We start from the raw sequence: 21,537 nt of genomic DNA on the forward strand, positions 1-21,537 counted from the left end.
TGCGCCCTCCTTATCGAAACCTTCAAAACTGTTAGATAGTACCGCGCGGATATATTAGAAGAGCCAGACCGTACGAGGACGCTCACGAAGATGCTCAATTGGCCCATCATCTAGAGCAATAAGTTCTTCCGGTGTAAAGACGCCATTCTCATAGGAATAACGAATGGCCGAGGCGCGCGGCGGCAACACACCAGGAGCTAAATCAAACTTACTTCTCTCGCGCCACACATCATAAAACGTAAGGCCAGAAGAACCATGGGAAACAGCCAATACTGTTTCGTGATCAGGACGCTCCATAATATCGGTGAGGGTAGATACCATGCGCTCACGCACTTGATCGGTCGATTCGCCACCAAACGTAACGAGAAAATCGCCAAAGGGCTCAGTCACATTGGCGCAAATGGTACAAGACTCCCCTTCGAGGATGCCAAAGTGATATTCCAGCAATCCATCCACGCGCTCGTATGGCATTTGATTACGTGTTACCAATTCAAGGGTTTGAGCAGTACGTCCCGCCGTTGAGCAATATGCATGATCAAATGAAATGCCATGCTCAGCGAAGTAATCTCCCATACGCTCGCACTGTGCACGGCCAAATGCTGCCAGACGAGAATCGCACCAACCCTGAATTTTTTGGCGCTCGTTAAAAACAGTTGTCCCATGGCGCATAAGGTAAAGCGTCCGTGCCATTGCGCAGCCTCTCTCTTCGTAGATACCAATCGACATATATCGTGACAATGCCAGAGAAATGATAGGTGAGGAACGCGAGCTACCGACAACATTTTTATAAAAAGCAGCAAAAGAGAAGAACTTCGACGAGTGGACCGATTTTTCGGTATGGAGTAATACCACCGGATAAACCGCTACCGTTCACGGACATGAAGCTATGAAAGGGCTCGTCACGTCTAACATTGCTCAATATCTAGCAAAAGGCGAAGAAGAATAGGCGGTGATCTGTATGGGCCAATACGTGATTATCGAAAATGGCGGTCGTTATTGTTACAACCTTTGCGCAAGCAATGGACATGTACTTGTTAACTCGATTGTTTTTCCGTCTCGCGATGAATGTCTCAAGAGCATTGATGAGATGCGCGATACTGCCTCAACAGCAGGTGTTGAAGATAGTACTGAAGATGCTTTTGATCGTATTCCTTCGCCAAAGTATCGCATCTACGAAACCATGGATGGAAAGTATTTCTTCCGTTTCATTACGTCAATGGCAGGCGATGTGGCACGCTCGCACGAGTATCCCCAGAAAGAAAGCCTGCTCAGGCGCATCGAACGCATGAGAAGCGAGTGTGATTCCTCCCTTGCCCACGAAGAGTAACGCTCGGCAGGATTAGGGTTTTAAAAAAGGTATATCACCAGATAAGTATTAAGGGCTGTATCAAGCATTTTGCTGATACAGCCCTTTTGCAACCTCTATAACGGCAAACTATGCGCGATAAGCAACTGCCTTGATCTCTACGAGAGCGCCAGCTGGCAGTGCCGCCACCTGGAAACACGCACGAGCCGGAAAGGGTTCAGAGAAGAACGTGGCATAAATCTCGTTCATGGCTGTAAAGTCGGCCATGTCAGCGAGAAACACTGTTGTCTCTGCAACATCCGCCATCGTTGCATCTGCAGCTTCCAACACATTGCGCAGGTTGGTAAGACTCTGGCTTGTTTGCGAAGCAATGTCAGTGCCTGCATACTCCCCGGTTGCAGGATCAATACCCAGCATGCCAGACACATGCACAGCATTGCCTGCAATGATGCCGGAAGAATATGGTCCCAATGCGGCAGGAGCTTTGTCAGTAACAATTGCTTTAAGTGCCATGTGTATCTCCCCCTCAGTAATTGTTTATGCTTCAAGCTTCTCGGAAAGCATCTTATTAAAGGCCTTGGGATTGCCGGTACCCTTAGCAGCTTTCATGCACTGGCCCACGAGATAGCCCAGCACCTTCTTGTTGCCATCGTGGTATTGCTGGACCTGATCAACACAGCGTCCAAGCACCTCGTCAACAATTGCTGCAAGAGCATCGGTATCGGTGGATTGACGCATACCATGAGCATCTACATATGCTGCTGGATCCTCGCCGCTTTCCTGTACAGCGTCGAGAACCTCACGAGCTTGTGCAAACGTAATAGCATCTTCAGCTAGCAAGCTTGCAATAGAGCCAATTTGGTTGGCAGAAAGCGTCTCATAGCTGGGAACGAGGTTCACCATAACCTTAGCAACCGTCTCAGCCACTTTATCGCCCGCAACCTGAACAGCAGCCTCAAACTCTGCAGAACGCGTTGGATCACCAGCAATTAGCGCAGCATCAGAACGCTTAATGCCGTAGGTAGCGATATAGCGGTCGCGCTTCGCATCGGGAAGCTCAGGAATACGCGCCTGGCAATGATCGATAAATTCATCGGTAAGATCAAACGGAGCAAGGTCGGGGTCTGGGAAGAGTCGATAGTCATCCGCAGTCTCTTTTACGCGCATAACCACCGTACGCTTGTGTGAGGGCTCCCAGTGACGAGTCTCCTGATATACAATGCCGCCCTCTTCAAGCACCTCTGCCTGACGACAAATCTCATATTCAAGAGCATCGTGCAAACTCTTGAAAGAGTTGATGTTTTTCATCTCGGTCTTGGTGCCCAGACGCGTTTCACCACGGCGACGCAAGGAAATGTTGCCATCGCATCGCATAGAGCCATTTTCAAGCGAGCAGTCCGAGATACCGAGCGTAAGGAACGTCTCCCGAAGTTTTTCCATAAACAGGCGAGCTTCTTCTGGGGTGCGCAAATCAGGCTCGGTAACAAGCTCAATCAGCGGTGTGCCGCAGCGGTTGTAATCCACCAAGGATTCAGTTGCTGCAGTAATACGACCTTCTTCGCCACCAACATGCACCATCTTGGCAGCATCCTCTTCCATGTGGATGCGAAGAATACGAATGGGAGCTGTGTAGGAACCGTCGCTGTTCTTTTCGACGCCAGTATTATCAGGGCGCTCTTTTGCACCTTCGCCAGATACTTCAAGATCGAGATGGCCATGCATACAAAACGCAACGGGACCCTGCGTTGTTTGGAAGTTTTTGGCCATGTCCGGGTAGAAGTAATGTTTGCGATAGAACATTGAGTGACGCTGAATCTCGCAGTTCGTGGCAAGACCAGCCATCACAATCGACTCAATAGCCTTCTCATTAGGAACCGGCAGAGCTCCCGGCATACCTAAACAGACAGGACACACGTTGGTGTTAGGTGGATCGTCGTGCGAAAGCTTGCAGTCACAAAACATTTTTGTTTCGAGCGTGGTGAGCTCGGTATGCACCTCAAGACCAATAACGGCTTCCCAGTCTTTTAAAACCTCGGCGAGCTTTTTCATTGAAGCTCACCTCCCCTTCCAACAAAGGCCGGCGCAACAGGAGAAGCTCCCACACTGCGCTCCAGAGCACGTGCAAAGGTGAGAAGTGAACGATCTTTAAAAGCAGGGCCTTGCAACTGAGCAGAAACAGGCAATCCGGAATCTGCGCCAAGTCCCATTGGGACAGAAATACCACCGTTTCCTGCAATGTTGCTCGAGATGGTAAACATGTCCGAGGCGTACATCTGGGTGGGATCAGAAATCTCACCAAAGCGGAACGCCGTACGCGGGCTCGCCGGCATAAGGATAACGTCGCATTGTTCGTAGGCACGACGATAGTCTTCTGTAATGAGTGTGCGCACCTGTTGTGCACGATAGTAATACTGCTCGTACACACCGGAAGACAAAAGATACGCACCGAGCATCTGGCGGCGTTTTGCCTCTTCGCCAAAGCCACGAGCACGCGAGAGCGAGGTTTGCTCAGCAAGGGTTGAACAATCGGGCTCCTGATAGCCGTAACGCACGCCATCAAATCGTGCCAAGTTCGAGAAGGCCTCGCACGGTGCAATAACGTAATACGCCGCAATAGCGGATGCTACATGTGGCAGCTCAACCTCTACAAGCTCGGCGCCCTGATCAGTAAACGCACGAGCAGCCGCATCAACTGCTGCACGCTCTTCTTTGCTCAGACCCTCTGCCTCCATGAGCGCTGGAACAATTCCTACGCGATGTCCTGCAATGGAATCTTCCAGATGCTCGAGGAAATCTACCGGGCAATCCTGGGAGGTGGAATCGAACGGATCGCGTCCGGGGGCCACTAAGGCATTCATAGCTAAGGCCACGTCTTCAACACTGCGACCAAACGGTCCAACCTGGTCGAGCGAAGAACCAAAGGCAACCACGCCATAGCGCGAAACGGCGCCATAGGTAGGCTTCATACCAACAACACCGCACAATGAAGCTGGCTGACGAATGGATCCGCCCGTGTCAGAGCCCAGCGAGATGGTCACCTCTCCCGCAGCTACCGAAGCAGCAGAACCGCCGGAAGAGCCACCGGGCACGCGCTCGAGATCCCAAGGATTGTGTGTTGGATGGAATGCAGAAGTTTCTGTGGAAGATCCGAACGCAAATTCATCCATGTTGGCCTTACCAACAGGCGTTGCACCAGCATCCAACATGCGCTGAACACACGTTGCCGTAAACGTGGACTCGTAGTTTTCGAGCATACGAGAAGCACAGGTGGTACGCGTTCCAATGAGATGCATATTGTCCTTAAAAGCAACCGGAACGCCTGCTAAAGGACCAAGCTCTTTGCCTTCTGCACGCGCCTTATCGGTTGCTTTGGCAGCCTCAAGCGCCAAGTCTGCAGAGACCTGCAAAAATGCCTGCACTTCCCCATCGCGCTGTTCAATAGCATCAAGTGCAGCCTGAGCTACCTCAACAGCAGAAAAATCACCAGCTGCAACACCGGCCGCAATATCACGGGCAGAAAGCGTGTCAAGAGAAGCCATTATCGATCGCCTCCCTCATCACCCAAAATAGAGGGAACACGGAAATACCGATCGGATGTAGCACCGGCGTTGGAAAGCGCCGTATCGATATCGAGCGCGCGGCCCGATGCGTTTGGCTCATCTCCGCCCATAACATTGGAGAGATCTCCAATGGGGTGGAAGGTTGGATCTACCTGATCCAGATTGAACGTCCGAATAGGCTCGAGCAGATCAACTGCATCATTCATATAGGCAGTCATCTCATCGAGCTCTTCGTCAGTTAGGGCAATACGCGCGTATTCTGCAATACCCGCAACATCTTCTTTAGACAGCGCCATTGAACCTCCTGGTTTATGTCAACCACTGTTGATCATCAAAGTCTTTTCCGCGCTATTTTACGGCATCAAGCATAACGACTCTGTTACAGCATGAAGGCAGAATGACCGTAAACGTAGTTACACCACATGTACTCTCCGCGTTAATAGTGCCGCCATGTGCTTCGACAATCTCTTTTGCGATAGCAAGTCCTAGGCCTGCACCTTTGCCGCTGCGCGCTCCGTCCTCTCGATAGAACTTATCGAAAATGCGCGCCAGGTGCGCCTGCGATATCTCTTTGCCGGTATCTTTTACTACAAGTTTAAGATCTTCATCATGTGAGCTGGCACACAGAGAAACACATGAGCTTGGCATGGCATATGCCACCGCATTCTTGAGCAAATTTCCCAACACGCGCGCCATTTTCTCAGGGTCGATAAAAGCCGTAAGTTGTGCAGGAGCATGCACCTCAAGCGTTACATGTCGCGTCGACGCGGCAGGATAGAGTTCATCTGCCACCTGTTCAAGCAATATCTTTACGTCTATTGTCTCTCGTTCAAGAGAAATAGCTCCGAGGTTATAGCGCGTGATTTCAAAGAATTCATCCATCATGACATCGAGGCGTTGAGCCTTTTCGAGACCCACCTGTGCATAGTGCTCACGTCGCTCAACTGGCAGTGTAGGCTCTTCGGCAAGCAGGGCTAGATACCCAATGATTGAAGTAAGCGGTGTTTTGATGTCATGGGCAAGGTATGCGACCAGCTCATTTTTGCGCGTCTCGGCATAGATGGCTGCTTGTTCACGGGCACGGTCACGTTCTGCCAATCGCTCAAACACTTGGCGAGCATGCTTGAATTCATCAGGCAAAATGGGATCTTTGCCCGCTGCAATCTGTTCGAGAGCTGCCGTGAGATCATCTACGCCATGAGCGGCACGACAAACACACCAAATTGACGTAGCTGTAAGTCCTAGTACATAGCAACCCCACAGCGCGGGCCCGGTAATAATGTTCACTACATGATAGTAGTCGGAAAGATCTCGAAAGCGACACATCCCGTCCACCATCATGCCTTCTTGCAAGCCCAGCATTCGGTAGACGACCGCCTGGTCTTCAGGGACATCCATCCAAAAAGAGGTTAGGTCTGCTATCCACTCCGAAATGCTTGGCCAGAGATAGATACGTGCAAGCGCTACAAGCAGTGCAAAAAGGGCGGTATAACCCACAAGTATGCCAAGCGATTTTACGATAAGACGTCGTCTATACATGATTCCTTGTATAGTATGCATGAGCAGTTCTTTCTACGTGCCATACGGAGCGATTTTGTAACCCACACCCCAGACTGTCTCAATAAAGACCTGGTCAGAATCGAGTTTCGATAGTTTCGTGCGAAGATGTCGAATATGCACCATGACCGAATTTGCGCTTGAAGCAAGAAATTGTTCGCCCCACACTTTTTCATAGAGCTCGCTTGTAGCTACCGGCTTGCCGTGCGCCTCAAGCAAAAGCGCCAGAACATCAAATTCTTTGGGCGTGAGTGTGAGCTCTGTCCCATGGAGAGAAGCTCGATGTGTTGTGCGGTTAATTTCGATACCACGGCATGCAAGCACATCTTCTCGCACTGGCGTTGCTGCATACGATGCACGTCTGAGACAGGACTTTACGCGCGCCACCAACTCACGTGGCAAAAATGGCTTGGTGATATAGTCGTCCGCACCGCTCATAAGGCCAAGCACCTTATCAGCTTCCTCCCCTTTTGCCGAGAGAAAAATCACCGGCACATGGGAATGTTTACGAATCTGATAGCACAGTTCAAAACCATCGATCCCCGGCATCATGACGTCGAGCATAACCAGATCAACTGGAGTTTGTTCAAAAAGCGCCAACGCGTGGGTGGCATCAGTACAAGGCACGATATGCATGCCCACACCTGCAAGCGTTTCACCCACAAGCTCTACAATCGCCGGATCGTCGTCGACCACCAATATGTTATATACAGCCTCCATAACGAACAGATTGTATCGAGGGTAACTCCGCCTACCAATTTGCATTTTCAAGACATAAGGAATTAATAAGGTTTACTGAGAAAAACGCAAGGTTTTGCCATGGGAATCGTAATGCGCCTGCTGCCTATTGTGAGGCGGTCATACAGCGCGACCGATTGGGGTTCTCATGGCACAATTTCATACTCCCGCGCACACAACACGCAACCGCTTCTGGCCATTACTCGTGCTTATGTGCGCTGTATTTGGCGTAGCAATGTGGTTCACGCTCCAGGGCATAGCACAATTACCAGGTGTTTATTCAACTCAGAACGCAGGTAATGAGCAGAGTGCTCACCAGGGCAGCGAACCTTGGAATCTTCTCCTCGTGAATGATTCTCATCCGCTCCCCCAATCGTTTTCGATTAATACTACCGAGATGCCTGGCGGAGAGCGTGTGGACACGCGCATTGCTGAGCCACTTTCGGAGTTGTTTGACGCCTGTAAGGAAGCAGGTTATTCACCCTTTGTACGCTCTGGATTTAGAACACGTGCACAACAAGAAGCTATTCTCAAGAGCAGAATTGAAGACTATAAAGCTGAGGGAATGGATGCAAAAGACGCTCGTCAAGCTGCCCTTGATTGGGTAGCAGAACCAGGAACAAGCGAGCATGAACTGGGACTCGCTGTTGATATTAATGACAAGAATAATGACCAGAATATGTACGACTGGCTTGCCGAGCACGCGCATGAGTATGGCTTTATTCAGCGCTATCCATCGGAGAAGTCATCTGTTACTGGCATTTCTCATGAACCTTGGCATTATCGGTATGTAGGTGTTGAGGCAGCTACAGCTATGTGGAAGCAGGGCATTACACTAGAAGAGTATTTGGAGGAACAGGGTTAGAAAGTCCAGATGAGAAACTTAAGCGCCTTAACACTTGTAACGCTTCAATTTTAAAAGCATTCGAAACCTGAGACATTCTATCAATTACCTTATGAATTGCATTAAGCACAGATTTGGGAAACAGCACAGAGGCAAGCTTGCATCAAAGCTTTTCGTAGTACGTCCACATACGGATAACTTTGACCGTTCCCTCGTAAAACATGTCACCATATTCCACCGGAGTGGGATCTATGGAGTAGACAAACCGATGTTGAATGCTCATTCGTCGGGAATAAAGCCCACTTAAACTGCCTACCAGCGCCTCATAAGCTGGCGGATAACCAAAAGGATCCAGTTTTACCACTTCGATGAGATGCTTGGCTTTACCATCTAAACCCGCAGCTTTAAGACGCTTAACATCTTTTACAGCTTGTTTAGTAAACACCACATGCCACACTGTTACCACTCCAAGGCAGACTCATCTACGCATTCATCAAGTGGTTCGTCTCGACCGGCCACAAGAGACTCCGCTAAACCAGGGACACTCATCAGATAAAGCGTTTCTTCAATAGCTGCCCATTCATCCTCACCTACCAGCACAGCACCCTTGCCCTTAGAGTTGGTAATGGCAATAGGAGTACAGTTCTCGTTTGTTTGGGCAATAATGTTGTAAATATCTTTTCTTAAAGCAGTTACGCTAATTGAAGTCACGGTTGGCCTCCCCCCATGGTGTAACATGATTTACTATAACGTACGCTTTAACGTACGTCAATTGGACTAACATCACAGGAGAGAAATCTCAGCCAGTCCCAACAAGTTTTCTGAAAAGTGCTTTATGACGTAATGAGGCAATCACATTTACCTGACGACCATCATGCCAAGAAAGGTCCTCAGATCTAGAGAAGAGCTCGATGCAATCTTTTCCGAAACAAAACTTGAGCTTGTCTTTCTTCGGCTGAATGATAGTACCCTCGCCGATTAACTTGGCAATAGCTGCTCATCCTCTCTTAAGTCTTCAGAGGACATACGGCTTGATCAGAACATGATGTGACAGCGCAACTCCCGCCTACGCAGATACGACTATGTGGGAACAGGGCATTACGCTGGAAGAGTATTTGGAGGAACAGGGCTGATAGTCAAATGTCTATCAATTTATTATAGCTAACTGCTCTATAATCTAGTCATAATTATGACCAGATTGGAGAACATATGGCTATTACGATGGGTTTGGCAGAAGCAAAGGCAAACTTTTCTCGCGTTACAAGTGAAGTAAATAGAACAGGAAAGCCGGTGACTATTCTTAAGAACAATAAGCCGTGGGTAGTTATTGCACCGGTTCAACATGATGCTGTAGACGTTGCAATTGATTTTATGGATGAATATTCTGATGTCTTCTCTGAGCTTGCAAAATGAGCTGGTCTGGCTTTTCAAAGGATGAAGTCCTGGCAATTCATGATGCTTCACTCAAAAAGTTTGGAGGCTTATCCGGCATAAGAGATTTAGGTCTCTTAGATTCCGCACTTGCACAACCATTTCAAACATTTGATGGTGTTGAACTTTACCCTAGTGATGTTGAAAAAGCAGCTCGATATGCTTACGGAATCTGCAAAAACCACCCTTTTATAGATGGCAATAAACGAACTGCAACTGCTTGTATGGCAACATTTCTCCGCATGAAAGGCTACACGTTCAAACCTGATCCAAATGATCTCTTAGAGATTATGATGAAACTTGCAGCTGGACTACTGTCATACAACGAACTCATCAGTTGGATTAAAAACCAGCTTTAAGAAATACTTTTTGGGTGTTTAGCAACAAGGATATAGGCAAAACCTCATCGGGAATGATTAGCACCTTAGAACCAGCGAGCTTACTTGTTACTCAATTCCTGTTTTTCGTGCGTCTGTAACGAAAATACCCACGCGGACTTGTTTCCATGGTGCAACGCGATGATCCACCTGCAAAATACGGGCTTCAAATGCGCTTGCATGACCATAGAAGCACATAACTGACAGCGTAGCATTAAGATCCGACGGCACATATCCAAGCTTCGTACTTTGATAATACAGAGCCACAGCTTCCGGATCGTGTGGGTTATCCGGTTCTGCCACAAGCTCAAGCGCAACACCAGGTTTGAGAGCACCGATAAGCAGCGCTCCGTCCCAGTACTGGAATCCTGCAATATTAAATGACATTATTTGTCGCGATGGCTCATACATAGCTACCTCCTTCGTAAGATCTTGTCGGTAGCATACAAGGGGCATCGGACAATAATTTATTCCTCTTCTCATTTGACAGCTCAATTGGAGATACGCCCACAACGGAGTTTTCTCGCCTGTCTGTTTTGATGAGATCTATTTCGCTCTGGGCATGCCATGTGTAGTAGTCGATGCTGCGCTGATTCTGTCCGCCATCGTAATCCGACCGTCAGCATTATTATTAATGCAACATTATTTATCAAACATAAGATATTCCACTACGATGCATATGAACGAATAGGAATAGAAAGGGCTAGTCGTGGGGGAAATAATGGATGCATCACAAAAAGTAAGAACCTTTTGTGATGCAAGAAATTGGCGCAAATTTCATAATCCAAAGGAGCTGTCTATAGGGCTTGTTACCGAATCATCCGAGCTTCTCGAACTATTTCGTTTTCAATCTTCTGAACAAATGGATGCTATGCTGGATGACACACAAACAAGACAGCATATTGGTGATGAACTTGCAGATATCTTCTTCTTTCTTCTTCGTTTTGCCGATTTATATAACTTTGATCTAAATGAAGCTCTTGAGTGCAAACTTAGGAAAAATGAAGCTCGATATCCCCTTGAAACTTCCTACGGTTCAAACAAAAAGGCCAATTGATATGGAAACACTTATCGAAAGCAATCTATTTACTCTTACACGCTACCCTTTTCCATTGCCATCAGAAACATCTACTTCCGATAAAGGCGCTAATAAGGCCATACAAATGCCGCTTCATACTCGAAGTTGGCCAGTCTTATATATTCTCAGTAATGAGAGGGCTAACAGCGTCTACATCGGTGAAACTACGAATTATCGTCGACGTATGGGAGAACACAAGGGCAGTGCTGACAAAGATTTCGATAAGACATTATTAATTGATAGCCCCACATTCAACCAATCAACAACGTTCGATTATGAACGTCGACTCATCGAGCTATTTATTGCTGATAAAAAGTATCACGTGACTAATAAAAACAATGGTCACTATGCTTTCAATTATTATCAGAGAGCGCAATACCGCCAAGATTTTAGAAAACTTTGGGAAGATTTGCGTCGAACTAAATACGCTAACCATCCAATTGAAGAAATTGAAAACACTGATCTCTACAAGTATTCTCCCTTTAAAGGCCTTACAGAAGATCAGTACGAGGCAATAGAACACATTTTGAAGCGTATAAAAAATGATCCGGGTAAGAGTTGTACTTTCATTAACGGTTTACCTGGAACTGGGAAATCCATACTGGCAATAACGCTGCTGTTTAAACTACGCACCGACCCTGAATACGAAAACTTAAAGGTTGCTTTAGTCTGTTATATGGATGATCTCCGTACAACTTATCGTACTGTCGCGCGTTCAGTCGAGGGACTCAAGCCCGGCGATATTATCGGACCATCCGATGTTGCAAATAAGGGACCTTACGATGTGTTGCTCGTAGATGAAGCTCATCGTATGACAACCTCTAAAGGTGTTCAAAGCGTTCCTGCCTATCGAGCGACTTGTGACAAACTGGGACTTAGCCATGAAGCCTCCCAGTGGGACTGGATGGTCAAAGCATCTAATACAACGATCTTCTTTTTTGACCCTAAACAAAGAGTTAGAGCCACAGGCCTAGGAATTCAGCAACGTGAGGCACTGCTAGAGAAACTCTCTAAGCAGAACATACAGACTGATACTCTTTATCTCTCAACGCAAATGCGTGTTCAAGGCGGCGATGAATACTTAGATTTTGTTTATGACATCCTAAATGCAGGTCCAACAGCAGTTTCCATTGCTAAACATTTTGATGAGCTCTTCTCTCCATACCCTTATAGTCACAATCAAACACAGCGCGATTTATCAGACAGTATTCCTCTCTATGAGTTTGCCATTATTGACTCTTTTCATGACTTCTGCAGTTTGCAAGAAGAGAAGGAACGTGAATGTGGACTTTCACGTATGGCAGCTGGATATGCATGGAAGTGGGCAACTAAACATGATCCCACAGCTTTTGATATTGAAATTGAAGGAATAAAAAAGCGCTGGAATAGCAAGGGAAAAGGCAATTGGGTCAACTCTCCTGAGGCTGTAAATGAAGTTGGTTCCATTCATACAGTTCAGGGGTTTGATTTAAATTATGGCTTCATCATTATTGGAGATGATATCCAATATGACGTAAACAATGACTGTCTTAAAGCAGATAAACGATCATCAAAAGATACGGGAGCAAAACGAACTTCTACTGACACTACACTAAGAGAAGTAATTACAAATGCTTACTATGTGCTATTAACTCGAGGTGTGAGGGGTACTTTCCTCTATATCTGCAATCCAAAGGTTAAGCAATATTTCCAAAGATTCGTTCCGACCATCTCACAAATCAACGGAGAGTTTCATGTAGTTCGTAAAGCAGACTATCAAAGTTAACAATTACAGAAGATGCTTATAAAACCTGTAATTCATTCCTTTGTAAGTAAAAAATTATTAATCGGAATCCTTCATGTACGAGTCTTTGACATAATTCATACCGTTCATTGAAAAGGCAGATACCTACGGTGAGTGGTTTATTGATCGCAAACACGCTGGTACTGCCGATGACCCGTGGCAGATGCCTTTTGTTAACTACAGCAATGTGGTTAACGCCTTTAGAAGTGCTCTTGGTACTTTTGTTGATAAACATCCCAACATGCAACTAACAAGTTATGGCGAGATTCTCGAGGAGAGTGGCATTTCCTGGGGATTTGAGCCTATGGAAGACGTAGATGTTTCTAACTTCAGCGGTAGAACCGTTATGGCTTTGCTCGTCGGTGCTGTGCGCGCGGAACGTTTCTGCGATGGAGCACTTTTACATTTTTTTGAAAATAGCTGTATCACACGTTGGTTGCAAAGGCTTGAAGAGAGAGACGGCGTCAGTAGCGATCATTAATTATTGCTCAGCCCCTACACGCTTCACAAATGGTTAGAAGAATGAGGTAGGTACCCATGAGCTTGGGTTTCGGAGGAGTTGCGCGTCTTGTTCTAAGTGACGAGAAGAGCGCTCTTTATCTATACAAATGTGAAAACTTGAATAAGCCGGACAATAATCCACTCGAAGATGGTGAGATCTATATAGAGCTAGAACCAATTTTTTCTGCATACGTTCCCAAACGCACCAAACGCTACCCCGAAGGCATACCAATTCATTTTCCGGAGAACATCGATCTCGATGAGCTGTTCGCTAAAGGATCTCTAGCAGTTAAAAACTGCTCGAATGTGTCATTTACCGATGCACGCGGGATTGACAGACAAGCAATAACACTCATATGGGAAATAGCTCTTGAGATTCAACTGTCAGGCAGTTTTCCGCCCAAAATAGGTTATTTCAAATAGGTTTATACAACGCGAAATCATATAACCTGTCCCTTCAAGCATTAAAGTCTGCCGAATGAATACAGCATTTTGAGGTATGGCATCTTCAGGTATGTAAACTGTATCTCCACTCTCTATATATAGAACGTGTGTTCTATTCATGATACAATTGATTTATCGCTTCGGCTCGTGGTATAAAAAAGATGGGTTTCCACATAAGGAGATCCGTCAAGAGCCGGGGGATCCCCCCGGCTTAATTGTTTTTTGGAGGCCCATACATGAACGAGCTCTCCGTTTTCGTTGATGAATCTGGCAACTTTGGATGGGATTCTGACTACTACATTCTCACACTTGTATTCCATGATCAGTCGAATAGGCTTTCTGAGGCTATCTCTTATTATGAACACGCTTTGCTGGATCGAGAGCTTCCTAATATTCCATTTCATTACGTTCCTCTAACCCATGGCAATGGGCCATACGCTCAAATCGATATCAAAGACCGTTCAAGGCTGTTACAGAACTTCGCAACACTCACCTGGCATATTCCATTCAGGTACACAACCTTTATATATCGGAAAAAAGAATTCGAAGATAAAAGACGTCTTGAACAGAAAATGCGACGCGATCTCTTACTGTTTCTTTTTGACCATCTTGAGGCGCTTATACACTACGATTCGATCAAACTGTACTACGACGATGGGCAACGACTAATCACTCGTGTCTTACATGCTGCCTTTGAATATGCTCTCGACAAACAGGTCGTTGTTTATCGTAATGCACATCCAGAGGATTATCGTTTGTTCCAACTTGCAGACTTCGTCTGCGGCATAGAACATAGTGCATGCAAATACGAAAGAAATAAAGAAAGCAACACGGACAGGATATTTCTTGGAACCGCACGTGACTTCAAAAAGAATTACCTAAGAAAGCTCAGACGTAAGTTGCTGTGCTAAGACAACCCAATAACCAAGACGCAAATCACCAAACAAAAAGGGGTAAATTACTGGTCAAAGAGGGTGAAAACCACCCAGCCAATATATCGGAGGCGCGCTATGTCCATTGTTGCTGCATATGCTGTTCCTCATCCCCCACTCATTGTGTCCGCTATCGGCGGCGGACGCGAGCAAGAAATATCACATACCATAGCTGCCTACCAAGAGGTTGCGCGTCGCATTGCAAAAGCCACGCCTGACACGCTTGTTATCTCAAGTCCCCACACAGAGATGTATCTGGACTACCTCCACATTGCTGGCGGCACCCGTGCGCAGGGAACATTTGCACAGTTCGGTGCCTCTCACGAAGGCAGCTCCGTAACATACGACTGCGAGTTCGTGCACGATCTTTGTCAGCTTGCTCAAACCGAACAACTCCCCGCTGGTACAGCAGGCGAGCGCGATCCCTCCCTCGATTGGGGTGTACTCGTACCCTTACATTTCATCCAAGCAGCCTGGGAAGAAGTTCATCCCGGCACTGTTACCCACCTCCATGGGTTGCCACAGCTTCCCTGCAAAGTTGTTCGCATGGGTCTATCTGGTCTTTCTCCAGAAGATCACTACCGCATGGGTATACTTGTGCAACAAGTTGCCCAGAAGCTCGGACGGCGCGTTGTCTATGTTGCCTCGGGCGATCTTTCCCACAAACTTGCAGCGGACGGCCCTTATGGCTTTGCACCCGAAGGTCCTCTGTTCGACGATCTTGCATGCGATGTATTCCGCACAGGAGACTTTCTCAAGCTTCTTACCGCAGACCCCAGCATGTGTGAGCGTGCGGCAGAATGTGGACTGCGCTCTTTTCAGATAATGGCCGGCGCTTTGGATCGCACACCCATTGTCGCTGAATTGCTCTCGCATGAAGGGCCTTTCGGAGTGGGCTACGGCGTCGCTGCTTTTACACCCACAGGTCCTACCGGCAGCGATGCATCACGCGCTTTTGAAGATCAGTACCTTACATGGCATACAAAAGAGATGCAGCATCTTCGTCATAGCGAAAGTCCCCTCGTGCAGCTCGCCCGCTTTACACTCGAACGATATGTACGAGAAGGAAAACACACAAATCCTCAGCGCGATCTGCCCGAAGATCTTCTCAACAGCCTTCCGGATGAGCTCTTTCATACGCGTGCCGGAGCATTTGTCTCGCTGAAAAAGCATGGTCAGCTCCGAGGTTGTATTGGAACCATTTTGCCCACGCGCGGCAACCTCGCAGAAGAAATTTGCGCCAACGCGGTATCTGCTGGCACCCACGACCCGCGTTTCTCAGCGGTAGAAACATCCGAGCTTGATGAGCTTGTCTACGATGTGGATGTGCTTTCCACCCCCGAACGCATATCTTCGCCCGATGAGCTAGATCCTGCTCGCTATGGCGTTATCGTGAGCACACTGGACGGCCGACGCGGACTGCTCCTCCCCGATCTCGACGGCGTAAACACGGTGGATGAGCAATTGTCCATTGCCGCGCGAAAAGGCGGCATCGATCTTGCAGATAGCAACATTCAGCTTGAACGTTTTACCGTTACGAGGTATGTATGAGCATGACAAAGCCAACCGCCTCCAACAAGAAGGCAGTCTGCCCGGTTTGCCCCCATCACTGCAAACTAGCGCTTGGTGAGACAGGCCGCTGTCATGCACGAGAGAACCGCGGCGGCAAAGTTGTGGCCACGAATTACGGACGAATAACGTCGCTTGCACTCGATCCTATCGAGAAGAAGCCACTGGCTCGTTTTATGCCAGGGTCGCTAGTGCTTTCTGTAGGTTCATATGGTTGCAATTTATCGTGTCCGTTTTGCCAGAACTTTGAAATTTCCCAGGCTCGTAGCCAAGAAGTTGCATGGCGTGATATCTCGCCAGACGACCTTGTTGCTCTGGCCTGTCAGCTCCGTGATAAGAACCCGCAGGTCGCAGGCATTGCCTATACCTATAACGAGCCGCTTGTAAGCTGGGAATATGTACGCGATTGTGCTACGCTCGCACACAACAAAGGCCTTGTAAACGTGCTTGTTTCAAATGGTTTGGCAGAGCCAGCAATTATAAATGAGCTCTCTTCTTTTATTGATGCAGCAAATATAGACCTCAAGGGGTTTCACCCTGAGTTTTATCGCATGTGTGGCGGTGGGTCTGAGGCACTTGCCTGCGTCAAGAATACTATCCAGCAACTCTCCGCAGAAACACAATGCCACCTTGAGGTGACAACGCTCGTCATACCCGAAGAGAACGATTCAGACGGAGAAATAAAACGCATAGCCCAGTGGCTCTCTCAGCTCGATTGCGGCAATGGGAATCGCGGTGCAACAGAGCTTGTTTACCACGTCACTCGATTTTTCCCACAGTGGCACATGACGGATCGGCCACCCACACCGGTTGCCAGGGTCTATCATCTAGCAGATGTTGCACGACAATATCTTGAACATGTGTATACGGGTAACTGCTAGGAACGCATCTTTCTAGGAACGCATCTTTCAGTTTGCTTACTCTGAAGCAAAACTATCTATCCACGTTCACCAATTCCGAGGCGCTTCCGCATAAACGAGCAGAGCGCTTTCTCAATGCGAAACCATCCAACAACGCCAAGCAAAACAAAGTAGGGTGCGAATAAGAAGAGATAGCGCGCACGCGCCTCAAAAATCATAAGGAACAGCGCGAGCATAAGAAGTGCCAAACGCATGATCTTTTCCGTCGAAGATACTCCATTAAGAGGCACACACGCACAGCCAATAAGCACCACAAGCCAAAGCATTTGACAAAGTAACTCGTATGACAAACCCGAGTTAATTGAAGCTCCCTTTTCACCAATGCCATACCACGCTTTTATTGCGCTATTATTGCCCAGCTGGTGACGATAAAACCTGCCCTCATGCTCCCAAGCAAAGGTACCATCGGAAAAGTTGGTAAGAGTTTTCCGCGTTGCCAACTTGGCAGTACCAACAGGACCCATTTCCTCTATTCGGCGCAACCATTCCTTGATGTTTGCTGCTGTTCGCTCTTTTGGATCAGTAAATGAGTTGGTGTAGTTCACGTCATCACCGTTGAACCCACCCATAGATTCAGGATTTGCTCCCATCATGAGAAAGTGAGCAACACTTTTAGCCTTAGTTGTATCAGCTCCTATTTGTTGTTCGCGATATGTTGTTATGCTTGAACAGGCCACCCAACCAATAACAAAAGCCATACATCCACAAAGAAGTACCTGGAAAAGCCGACTATGCAGCACAGCTTGCGCCTTGTTATGTAACTTTTCTTTTTGAAGCCAAGCATGCGCTGAAGCTACAAATCGCGGCAATGCAAGGATACAGCAAGCAAGCAACGTAAAGATAGCCGTTGGTTTTATTGCATATCCAAGTGCAGACAACAATCCAACAAGCACTGCAGCGAGTCTTTTATCTCGAATGCAAGTAATGGAGAACAAAACGAGCGCTGGACAAAGCATCCCATAGGTGTCTGTATACGGTACAAAAATCCAAGCATTGAGACCCAAATAAAGGGATGCCAATACATCAAAAGCCAAAGCGATACGCTCGCCAAACACATGACGAGCGGCAAATGTACATGCGACGATCGAGATAGTTACACACAAACACCCGCCAAGGACAAGCGCCATATAAGTGGTAATTCCCAGAGCAGATCCCACAGCAGCCACTACGGAAAAAATAACGTTGATCATCGTGTTATTAGGGTTATTCGATAAATAATCCTGCAAATATGAAAGAGAATCAGGATTTAGACGATCATGCACTATTGCAACAGAGGCAACATCCCAGCTGGTTTCAAACAAACCACCCTTTACAAGAAACATTTGCACACAGAGCAGTAAAACGCCGCCGCCAAGCACAAGCGGAACAAAGAATTTGCCAGTTATTGCAGGGTACTTTCGTGTAATCATCAAGGTAACAAGTGGCAAAGCAAGACCCAGGATAAGTACACCAGGTAACAAAAGTGGCTGGGCATCCACCAGATATGTTTTGACATACCCGTAGTGCACAAAGGGCGCAACAACAACCACTAAAAACAAAATGAAGCGAAGTGCCCAAATGGGGAGCCGCTCAAATAAAAAATCAAACACCACACGGCCGCGACACTTTGCCATCATTAAGCCTTCCTTTTTCCAACGCTCGTTTTAATTGAAGCATGTTTTGGTGAAGTTCATTTTCACATGAGTTTATCACCCTCCTTCTCACCCATATTCATCCACTGACGGCAAAGTGGACTAGAAAGGGCACGCATTCATCTAGAATCATTTTCCGTAAGACTCTGAACGTACGTCTTTCCGTTGGCAATTCAGTGGCTCAGCTCGCTCGGGCCACTAACGCAATACAGTTAAGGAGCAACTCATGGCAGCGCAAGACAACGAGATCACTAGTCGTCGTATCACTGTCTTTCCGCAAGAACCCGACCGCACTGGAAAACACGCAGAAGTGGTTGATGCCTCACCTCTTATCTATCTCGTGCTTGGCGGCATTAGTTTGCTCCTGGCATCTGCCATTGGCTTTTTCCCGATGCACAACGCAGCAGCAGGCATTTTGTTTTTAGGAATATTTCTTATAGCGTTCGTTTCTCTCGTCTTGCTCGGAAGATACTGGGCCCTCAGACTCTTTTCAAAATCGCAGCGCGTGCCCGATCCGGCACAGCATGCCAAACCGCTTGCTTCAGATGCTTCAGAAGATGAGAAGATCGCGGCTCACATTGCAGCCATGGGCTCCTTTCTCGCCAACCCTCAGGACGCATGCCGTTGCGACCATGTTGGTGCATTAGAGGATGCATGGGCCTCAACCATAGAGGCCAACCGCCAAAACGAGGTTGATGCCACCTGGAAATGGCTTCTTGAATGCCCCGACTATGAGGAGATAAACGCAACTTCTGACGATGATCTCATGTTGGTAGGCCATATTCTTCGCGCCAACCCAACCTCAAAGAACTGGCTCATCTTTGCACATGATTACGATGGTACCTGGCTTGAAGGCATGCTCTATGCACGTCATTGGGCAGAGTGGGGCTTCAATTTACTCTTTATCGAGCAGCGAGCCTGCGGAGCAAGCGAAGGCCACCTCATGGGTGCTGGCTGGAAAGAGCGCCGCGACATCGTCGCCTGGGCCCATGCACTTATCGAAACTGAAGGCAGCGATATTCGCATTGTTTTGGCCGGACATGCCATGGGCGCAGCTGCCATTGCCGGCGCTGTAGGTGAAGCCGATTTGCCCGAGCAGGTTTTTGTCGGCGTATGCGATAGTGCCTATACCGACATTTGGAACGTACTGATTCCGCTTCTTCGGGTCGACGGGGCTTTAGTACATCCCACCCTTGATGTCACGAGTCTTGTTTTGCGTAATATGAAAGAGGGCACCAACCTGCTTTCCGTTCGCCCTCTTAATGGCGTTAAGCGCTCCCGCGTTCCTTTGCTCTTCTTACATGGCGAACGCGACGTGGCTATCCCACCGTATATGGCGCTTGACTTCAACTTTGAAGCTGCAGGTGCTGCCTCAGGAGAAAATCATCAGCTGGTAACGTTTCCTCATGCAGGACATCTGCTGTGCTCACTCTCCGATCCGGAGCTGTACTTCTCAACCATTCATGATTTTGTCATGCCCTACGTGGATGGCCTCCGTATTGCTGAGTACATCGAGCCGGTGCTTGAGCGCGAACCCATTCTTGGTGGACGCATTCCCGATGCTGATAATCCCATCCTCAAATAGCGTCAGAGCATCTGTAAATCCTGCTCACTATAAACAGAGACTCCCGAAGACCTATAAAATGCTGTGTATACAGAGCGCACTATAGAGACGAGGAGTCGTATGTATCGGTTTGTTGCCAGTGATATGGATGAGACATTCCTCAATCACAACCACAGCATTCCCGAGGCAAATATACAGGCGGTGTATCGCCTTAAAGAGCTGGGAGTATCGTTTGTCCCCTGCTCTGGTCGCCCATACGACTCAGTCGTAGGAAGTCTCGAACCCATTCGCGATTGTTTGGATTACGTTATTTCTTATAACGGTGCCTGTATCAATCGCATTGGCGAGAATGACCCCATACAAGCGCATGGCATGCCTTTTAACACCATTCAAACACTTTTCAAACACGGTGTGGAAATTGGCATTGGTATGCACGTGTACCAAATGGATGGTCGTGTGTGGTGTTGGCAACTCGACGATTCTGAGCTTCATCGCATCGATGGCCTCATGAACATTGCCTTACTTTCTTCTCCAAGTATCGATTTTCTTGAAGATGTTCCTATGGCCAAGATTCTCTACTACAGCCCCAGCGACGAGCGCCTTCACGCCGAGGCTGCCGCTATGGCAAACATGCTCCCCGTCAATGTTGCCACCACGTTCTCTTCCGGCCGTTATCTTGAGTTTGTACGTTCAGACATTGATAAGGGCACCGGCATTGCCGATTTAGCGCACATGCTGCACATCTCACTTGATGATGTAATTGCTTGCGGGGATGCACCAAACGATGATGCCATGATTCAGACGGCTGGCGTAGGTGTTGTAGTGAGCAATGCCGATCCACAAACAGCTGCCCTTGCTTCGTATCGAGCACAAGCAAGCTGTGATGATGGTGTGCTTGCCGAGGTGCTCAAGCGTTTTATTGAGCCGCAGCATCACTCGAACCAGGCTTAACCTGGTCATAGGCGTGCACCCACCAAATAAGCCGCTCGCCCTCCCCTAAAGCTGGCACGGGTTCTCTGCGCTCAAGATAAAGGTCTGTTTCGTGGCGGCCAAGGCGCACGCGATACCGTGCAGTTTGACACCCGTGTACGAGAGTTCCAAATGAGCCTGCCTCAAGTACCTCATCAATAGGAAAGCTGCGCCCATCACGCCACACAACACAGACAGGATCTATCGATCCATCGCGGCCAAAACGAGCCACAACGTCAACATACTCACGGTGGACACGCCGCCGCTCCCCTTGTGATGTCGTTACATAATCCATAGCGGTATTATCGTACGTGTGTTCTTATTTTCCTAATG

The 21,537-nt window shown here is 47.8% G+C and carries 25 protein-coding genes; 13 read left to right on the forward strand and 12 right to left on the reverse strand.

From position 1 onward, the window contains the following. Positions 1–54: 54 nt before the first annotated feature. Positions 55–690: a histidine phosphatase family protein gene (locus tag ACQY6Y_RS00965; RefSeq protein WP_428378435.1), complete on the reverse strand. Its 636-nt coding sequence runs from the start codon at positions 688–690 to the stop codon at positions 55–57. Between the two features lie 268 nt (positions 691–958). Here ACQY6Y_RS00965 and ACQY6Y_RS00970 point away from each other — a divergent pair, with 268 nt between their 5' ends. Continuing rightward, positions 959–1,327, forward strand: coding sequence for a DUF1508 domain-containing protein (locus ACQY6Y_RS00970; protein WP_428378436.1), 369 nt, complete (start codon positions 959–961; stop codon positions 1,325–1,327). 108 nt (positions 1,328–1,435) lie between these two features. Here the strand turns inward: ACQY6Y_RS00970 and ACQY6Y_RS00975 are convergent, their stop codons facing one another. The 6 genes from ACQY6Y_RS00975 to ACQY6Y_RS01000 are packed head-to-tail and all read right to left on the reverse strand — an operon-like array spanning position 1,436 to position 7,143. After that, positions 1,436–1,819, reverse strand: a complete 384-nt coding sequence (locus ACQY6Y_RS00975; RefSeq protein WP_428378437.1) for a Rid family detoxifying hydrolase — start codon at positions 1,817–1,819, stop codon at positions 1,436–1,438. Positions 1,820–1,843: 24 nt separating this feature from the next. Further along, positions 1,844–3,355: an Asp-tRNA(Asn)/Glu-tRNA(Gln) amidotransferase subunit GatB gene (gene gatB / locus ACQY6Y_RS00980; protein WP_428378438.1), complete on the reverse strand. Its 1,512-nt coding sequence runs from the start codon at positions 3,353–3,355 to the stop codon at positions 1,844–1,846. Then, the gene (gene gatA / locus ACQY6Y_RS00985; protein WP_428378439.1) at positions 3,352–4,845 is read right to left on the reverse strand and encodes an Asp-tRNA(Asn)/Glu-tRNA(Gln) amidotransferase subunit GatA; all 1,494 of its coding nucleotides are present in this window, start codon (positions 4,843–4,845) and stop codon (positions 3,352–3,354) included. The genes gatB and gatA overlap by 4 nt, the downstream gene beginning before the upstream one ends. Next, a complete protein-coding gene (gatC, locus tag ACQY6Y_RS00990) occupies positions 4,845–5,162 on the reverse strand; it encodes an Asp-tRNA(Asn)/Glu-tRNA(Gln) amidotransferase subunit GatC (protein WP_428378440.1) in 318 nt (105 codons plus the stop codon). Before gatC ends, gatA begins: the two co-directional genes overlap by 1 nt. A gap of 52 nt (positions 5,163–5,214) precedes the next feature. Continuing rightward, on the reverse strand, positions 5,215–6,426 hold the full coding sequence (locus ACQY6Y_RS00995) for a sensor histidine kinase (protein WP_428378441.1): 1,212 nt from the start codon (positions 6,424–6,426) through the stop codon (positions 5,215–5,217). A 12-nt stretch (positions 6,427–6,438) separates the two neighbouring features. Next, the gene (locus tag ACQY6Y_RS01000) at positions 6,439–7,143 is read right to left on the reverse strand and encodes a response regulator transcription factor (protein WP_428378442.1); all 705 of its coding nucleotides are present in this window, start codon (positions 7,141–7,143) and stop codon (positions 6,439–6,441) included. 166 nt (positions 7,144–7,309) lie between these two features. Between ACQY6Y_RS01000 and ACQY6Y_RS01005 the strand changes: the two genes are divergently transcribed. Beyond that, positions 7,310–8,026, forward strand: coding sequence for a M15 family metallopeptidase (locus ACQY6Y_RS01005; protein WP_428378443.1), 717 nt, complete (start codon positions 7,310–7,312; stop codon positions 8,024–8,026). A gap of 142 nt (positions 8,027–8,168) precedes the next feature. Here ACQY6Y_RS01005 and ACQY6Y_RS01010 read toward each other — a convergent pair whose 3' ends face one another. Further along, on the reverse strand, positions 8,169–8,471 hold the full coding sequence (locus ACQY6Y_RS01010) for a Txe/YoeB family addiction module toxin (RefSeq protein WP_428378444.1): 303 nt from the start codon (positions 8,469–8,471) through the stop codon (positions 8,169–8,171). Beyond that, entirely contained in the window at positions 8,465–8,716 is a 252-nt protein-coding gene (locus tag ACQY6Y_RS01015) for a type II toxin-antitoxin system Phd/YefM family antitoxin (RefSeq protein ID WP_428378445.1), read from the reverse strand. The genes ACQY6Y_RS01010 and ACQY6Y_RS01015 overlap by 7 nt, the downstream gene beginning before the upstream one ends. A 498-nt stretch (positions 8,717–9,214) precedes the next feature. Here ACQY6Y_RS01015 and ACQY6Y_RS01020 point away from each other — a divergent pair, with 498 nt between their 5' ends. Together ACQY6Y_RS01020 and ACQY6Y_RS01025 are read left to right on the forward strand one after the other, a co-directional pair. Continuing rightward, positions 9,215–9,418, forward strand: coding sequence for a type II toxin-antitoxin system Phd/YefM family antitoxin (locus ACQY6Y_RS01020; protein WP_428378446.1), 204 nt, complete (start codon positions 9,215–9,217; stop codon positions 9,416–9,418). After that, positions 9,415–9,795, forward strand: a complete 381-nt coding sequence (locus ACQY6Y_RS01025) for a type II toxin-antitoxin system death-on-curing family toxin (protein WP_428378447.1) — start codon at positions 9,415–9,417, stop codon at positions 9,793–9,795. Before ACQY6Y_RS01020 ends, ACQY6Y_RS01025 begins: the two co-directional genes overlap by 4 nt. 87 nt (positions 9,796–9,882) lie before the next feature. Here the strand turns inward: ACQY6Y_RS01025 and ACQY6Y_RS01030 are convergent, their stop codons facing one another. Next, the gene (locus tag ACQY6Y_RS01030) at positions 9,883–10,224 is read right to left on the reverse strand and encodes an HIRAN domain-containing protein (RefSeq protein ID WP_428378448.1); all 342 of its coding nucleotides are present in this window, start codon (positions 10,222–10,224) and stop codon (positions 9,883–9,885) included. A 310-nt stretch (positions 10,225–10,534) separates the two neighbouring features. Between ACQY6Y_RS01030 and ACQY6Y_RS01035 the strand changes: the two genes are divergently transcribed. The 7 genes from ACQY6Y_RS01035 to amrS all read left to right on the forward strand — a co-directional run bounded on the left by ACQY6Y_RS01035 (position 10,535) and on the right by amrS (position 17,001). Then, positions 10,535–10,870 carry a nucleotide pyrophosphohydrolase gene (locus ACQY6Y_RS01035; RefSeq protein WP_428378449.1) on the forward strand — a complete coding sequence of 112 codons (336 nt, stop codon included), beginning with the start codon at positions 10,535–10,537 and terminating at the stop codon, positions 10,868–10,870. A gap of 1 nt (position 10,871) precedes the next feature. Beyond that, a complete protein-coding gene (locus ACQY6Y_RS01040) occupies positions 10,872–12,656 on the forward strand; it encodes a DNA/RNA helicase domain-containing protein (protein WP_428378450.1) in 1,785 nt (594 codons plus the stop codon). Between the two features lie 106 nt (positions 12,657–12,762). Continuing rightward, entirely contained in the window at positions 12,763–13,155 is a 393-nt protein-coding gene (locus tag ACQY6Y_RS01045) for a DUF6508 domain-containing protein (protein WP_428379931.1), read from the forward strand. A gap of 56 nt (positions 13,156–13,211) precedes the next feature. Further along, positions 13,212–13,598, forward strand: coding sequence for a hypothetical protein (locus ACQY6Y_RS01050; RefSeq protein WP_428378451.1), 387 nt, complete (start codon positions 13,212–13,214; stop codon positions 13,596–13,598). Between the two features lie 257 nt (positions 13,599–13,855). Beyond that, positions 13,856–14,530 (forward strand): DUF3800 domain-containing protein, encoded by a 675-nt coding sequence (locus ACQY6Y_RS01055; protein WP_428378452.1) that lies wholly within the window; start codon positions 13,856–13,858, stop codon positions 14,528–14,530. A 99-nt stretch (positions 14,531–14,629) separates the two neighbouring features. Beyond that, positions 14,630–16,102: an AmmeMemoRadiSam system protein A gene (gene amrA, locus ACQY6Y_RS01060; RefSeq protein WP_428378453.1), complete on the forward strand. Its 1,473-nt coding sequence runs from the start codon at positions 14,630–14,632 to the stop codon at positions 16,100–16,102. Then, positions 16,099–17,001, forward strand: coding sequence for an AmmeMemoRadiSam system radical SAM enzyme (amrS, locus tag ACQY6Y_RS01065; protein WP_428378455.1), 903 nt, complete (start codon positions 16,099–16,101; stop codon positions 16,999–17,001). Before amrA ends, amrS begins: the two co-directional genes overlap by 4 nt. 56 nt (positions 17,002–17,057) lie before the next feature. Here amrS and ACQY6Y_RS01070 read toward each other — a convergent pair whose 3' ends face one another. Next, entirely contained in the window at positions 17,058–18,653 is a 1,596-nt protein-coding gene (locus tag ACQY6Y_RS01070) for a hypothetical protein (RefSeq protein ID WP_428378456.1), read from the reverse strand. A 244-nt stretch (positions 18,654–18,897) separates the two neighbouring features. Here ACQY6Y_RS01070 and ACQY6Y_RS01075 point away from each other — a divergent pair, with 244 nt between their 5' ends. Both ACQY6Y_RS01075 and ACQY6Y_RS01080 read left to right on the forward strand, forming a co-directional pair. Next, entirely contained in the window at positions 18,898–20,256 is a 1,359-nt protein-coding gene (locus tag ACQY6Y_RS01075) for an alpha/beta hydrolase (protein ID WP_428378457.1), read from the forward strand. A 99-nt stretch (positions 20,257–20,355) separates the two neighbouring features. Further along, positions 20,356–21,186, forward strand: a complete 831-nt coding sequence (locus tag ACQY6Y_RS01080) for a Cof-type HAD-IIB family hydrolase (RefSeq protein ID WP_428378458.1) — start codon at positions 20,356–20,358, stop codon at positions 21,184–21,186. Here ACQY6Y_RS01080 and ACQY6Y_RS01085 read toward each other — a convergent pair. Beyond that, entirely contained in the window at positions 21,152–21,499 is a 348-nt protein-coding gene (locus ACQY6Y_RS01085) for a hypothetical protein (RefSeq protein WP_428378459.1), read from the reverse strand. The genes ACQY6Y_RS01080 and ACQY6Y_RS01085 overlap by 35 nt on opposite strands. Positions 21,500–21,537 lie beyond the last annotated feature (38 nt).

Source organism: Olsenella sp. Marseille-QA0557 (genome assembly GCF_965119725.1).
In the GTDB taxonomy this organism is placed as follows: domain Bacteria; phylum Actinomycetota; class Coriobacteriia; order Coriobacteriales; family Atopobiaceae; genus Coprovicinus; species Coprovicinus avistercoris.

What these genes read in the sequence shown, in the direction of transcription:
- gatA (WP_428378439.1), bottom strand. Translation starts at nt 4,845, where the DNA reads ATGGCTTCTCTTGACACGCTTTCTGCCCGTGATATTGCGGCCGGTGTT.
- ACQY6Y_RS00975 (WP_428378437.1), bottom strand. Translation starts at nt 1,819, where the DNA reads ATGGCACTTAAAGCAATTGTTACTGACAAAGCTCCTGCCGCATTGGGA.
- ACQY6Y_RS01040 (WP_428378450.1), top strand. Translation starts at nt 10,872, where the DNA reads ATGGAAACACTTATCGAAAGCAATCTATTTACTCTTACACGCTACCCT.
- ACQY6Y_RS01025 (WP_428378447.1), top strand. Translation starts at nt 9,415, where the DNA reads ATGAGCTGGTCTGGCTTTTCAAAGGATGAAGTCCTGGCAATTCATGAT.
- amrS (WP_428378455.1), top strand. Translation starts at nt 16,099, where the DNA reads ATGAGCATGACAAAGCCAACCGCCTCCAACAAGAAGGCAGTCTGCCCG.
- ACQY6Y_RS01000 (WP_428378442.1), bottom strand. Translation starts at nt 7,143, where the DNA reads ATGGAGGCTGTATATAACATATTGGTGGTCGACGACGATCCGGCGATT.
- ACQY6Y_RS01030 (WP_428378448.1), bottom strand. Translation starts at nt 10,224, where the DNA reads ATGTATGAGCCATCGCGACAAATAATGTCATTTAATATTGCAGGATTC.
- ACQY6Y_RS01050 (WP_428378451.1), top strand. Translation starts at nt 13,212, where the DNA reads ATGAGCTTGGGTTTCGGAGGAGTTGCGCGTCTTGTTCTAAGTGACGAG.
- gatC (WP_428378440.1), bottom strand. Translation starts at nt 5,162, where the DNA reads ATGGCGCTGTCTAAAGAAGATGTTGCGGGTATTGCAGAATACGCGCGT.
- ACQY6Y_RS01075 (WP_428378457.1), top strand. Translation starts at nt 18,898, where the DNA reads ATGGCAGCGCAAGACAACGAGATCACTAGTCGTCGTATCACTGTCTTT.
- ACQY6Y_RS01020 (WP_428378446.1), top strand. Translation starts at nt 9,215, where the DNA reads ATGGCTATTACGATGGGTTTGGCAGAAGCAAAGGCAAACTTTTCTCGC.
- ACQY6Y_RS01055 (WP_428378452.1), top strand. Translation starts at nt 13,856, where the DNA reads ATGAACGAGCTCTCCGTTTTCGTTGATGAATCTGGCAACTTTGGATGG.
- ACQY6Y_RS01005 (WP_428378443.1), top strand. Translation starts at nt 7,310, where the DNA reads ATGGCACAATTTCATACTCCCGCGCACACAACACGCAACCGCTTCTGG.
- ACQY6Y_RS01035 (WP_428378449.1), top strand. Translation starts at nt 10,535, where the DNA reads ATGGATGCATCACAAAAAGTAAGAACCTTTTGTGATGCAAGAAATTGG.
- ACQY6Y_RS01080 (WP_428378458.1), top strand. Translation starts at nt 20,356, where the DNA reads ATGTATCGGTTTGTTGCCAGTGATATGGATGAGACATTCCTCAATCAC.
- ACQY6Y_RS00965 (WP_428378435.1), bottom strand. Translation starts at nt 690, where the DNA reads ATGGCACGGACGCTTTACCTTATGCGCCATGGGACAACTGTTTTTAAC.
- gatB (WP_428378438.1), bottom strand. Translation starts at nt 3,355, where the DNA reads ATGAAAAAGCTCGCCGAGGTTTTAAAAGACTGGGAAGCCGTTATTGGT.
- ACQY6Y_RS01070 (WP_428378456.1), bottom strand. Translation starts at nt 18,653, where the DNA reads ATGGCAAAGTGTCGCGGCCGTGTGGTGTTTGATTTTTTATTTGAGCGG.
- amrA (WP_428378453.1), top strand. Translation starts at nt 14,630, where the DNA reads ATGTCCATTGTTGCTGCATATGCTGTTCCTCATCCCCCACTCATTGTG.
- ACQY6Y_RS00970 (WP_428378436.1), top strand. Translation starts at nt 959, where the DNA reads ATGGGCCAATACGTGATTATCGAAAATGGCGGTCGTTATTGTTACAAC.
- ACQY6Y_RS01085 (WP_428378459.1), bottom strand. Translation starts at nt 21,499, where the DNA reads ATGGATTATGTAACGACATCACAAGGGGAGCGGCGGCGTGTCCACCGT.
- ACQY6Y_RS00995 (WP_428378441.1), bottom strand. Translation starts at nt 6,426, where the DNA reads ATGCATACTATACAAGGAATCATGTATAGACGACGTCTTATCGTAAAA.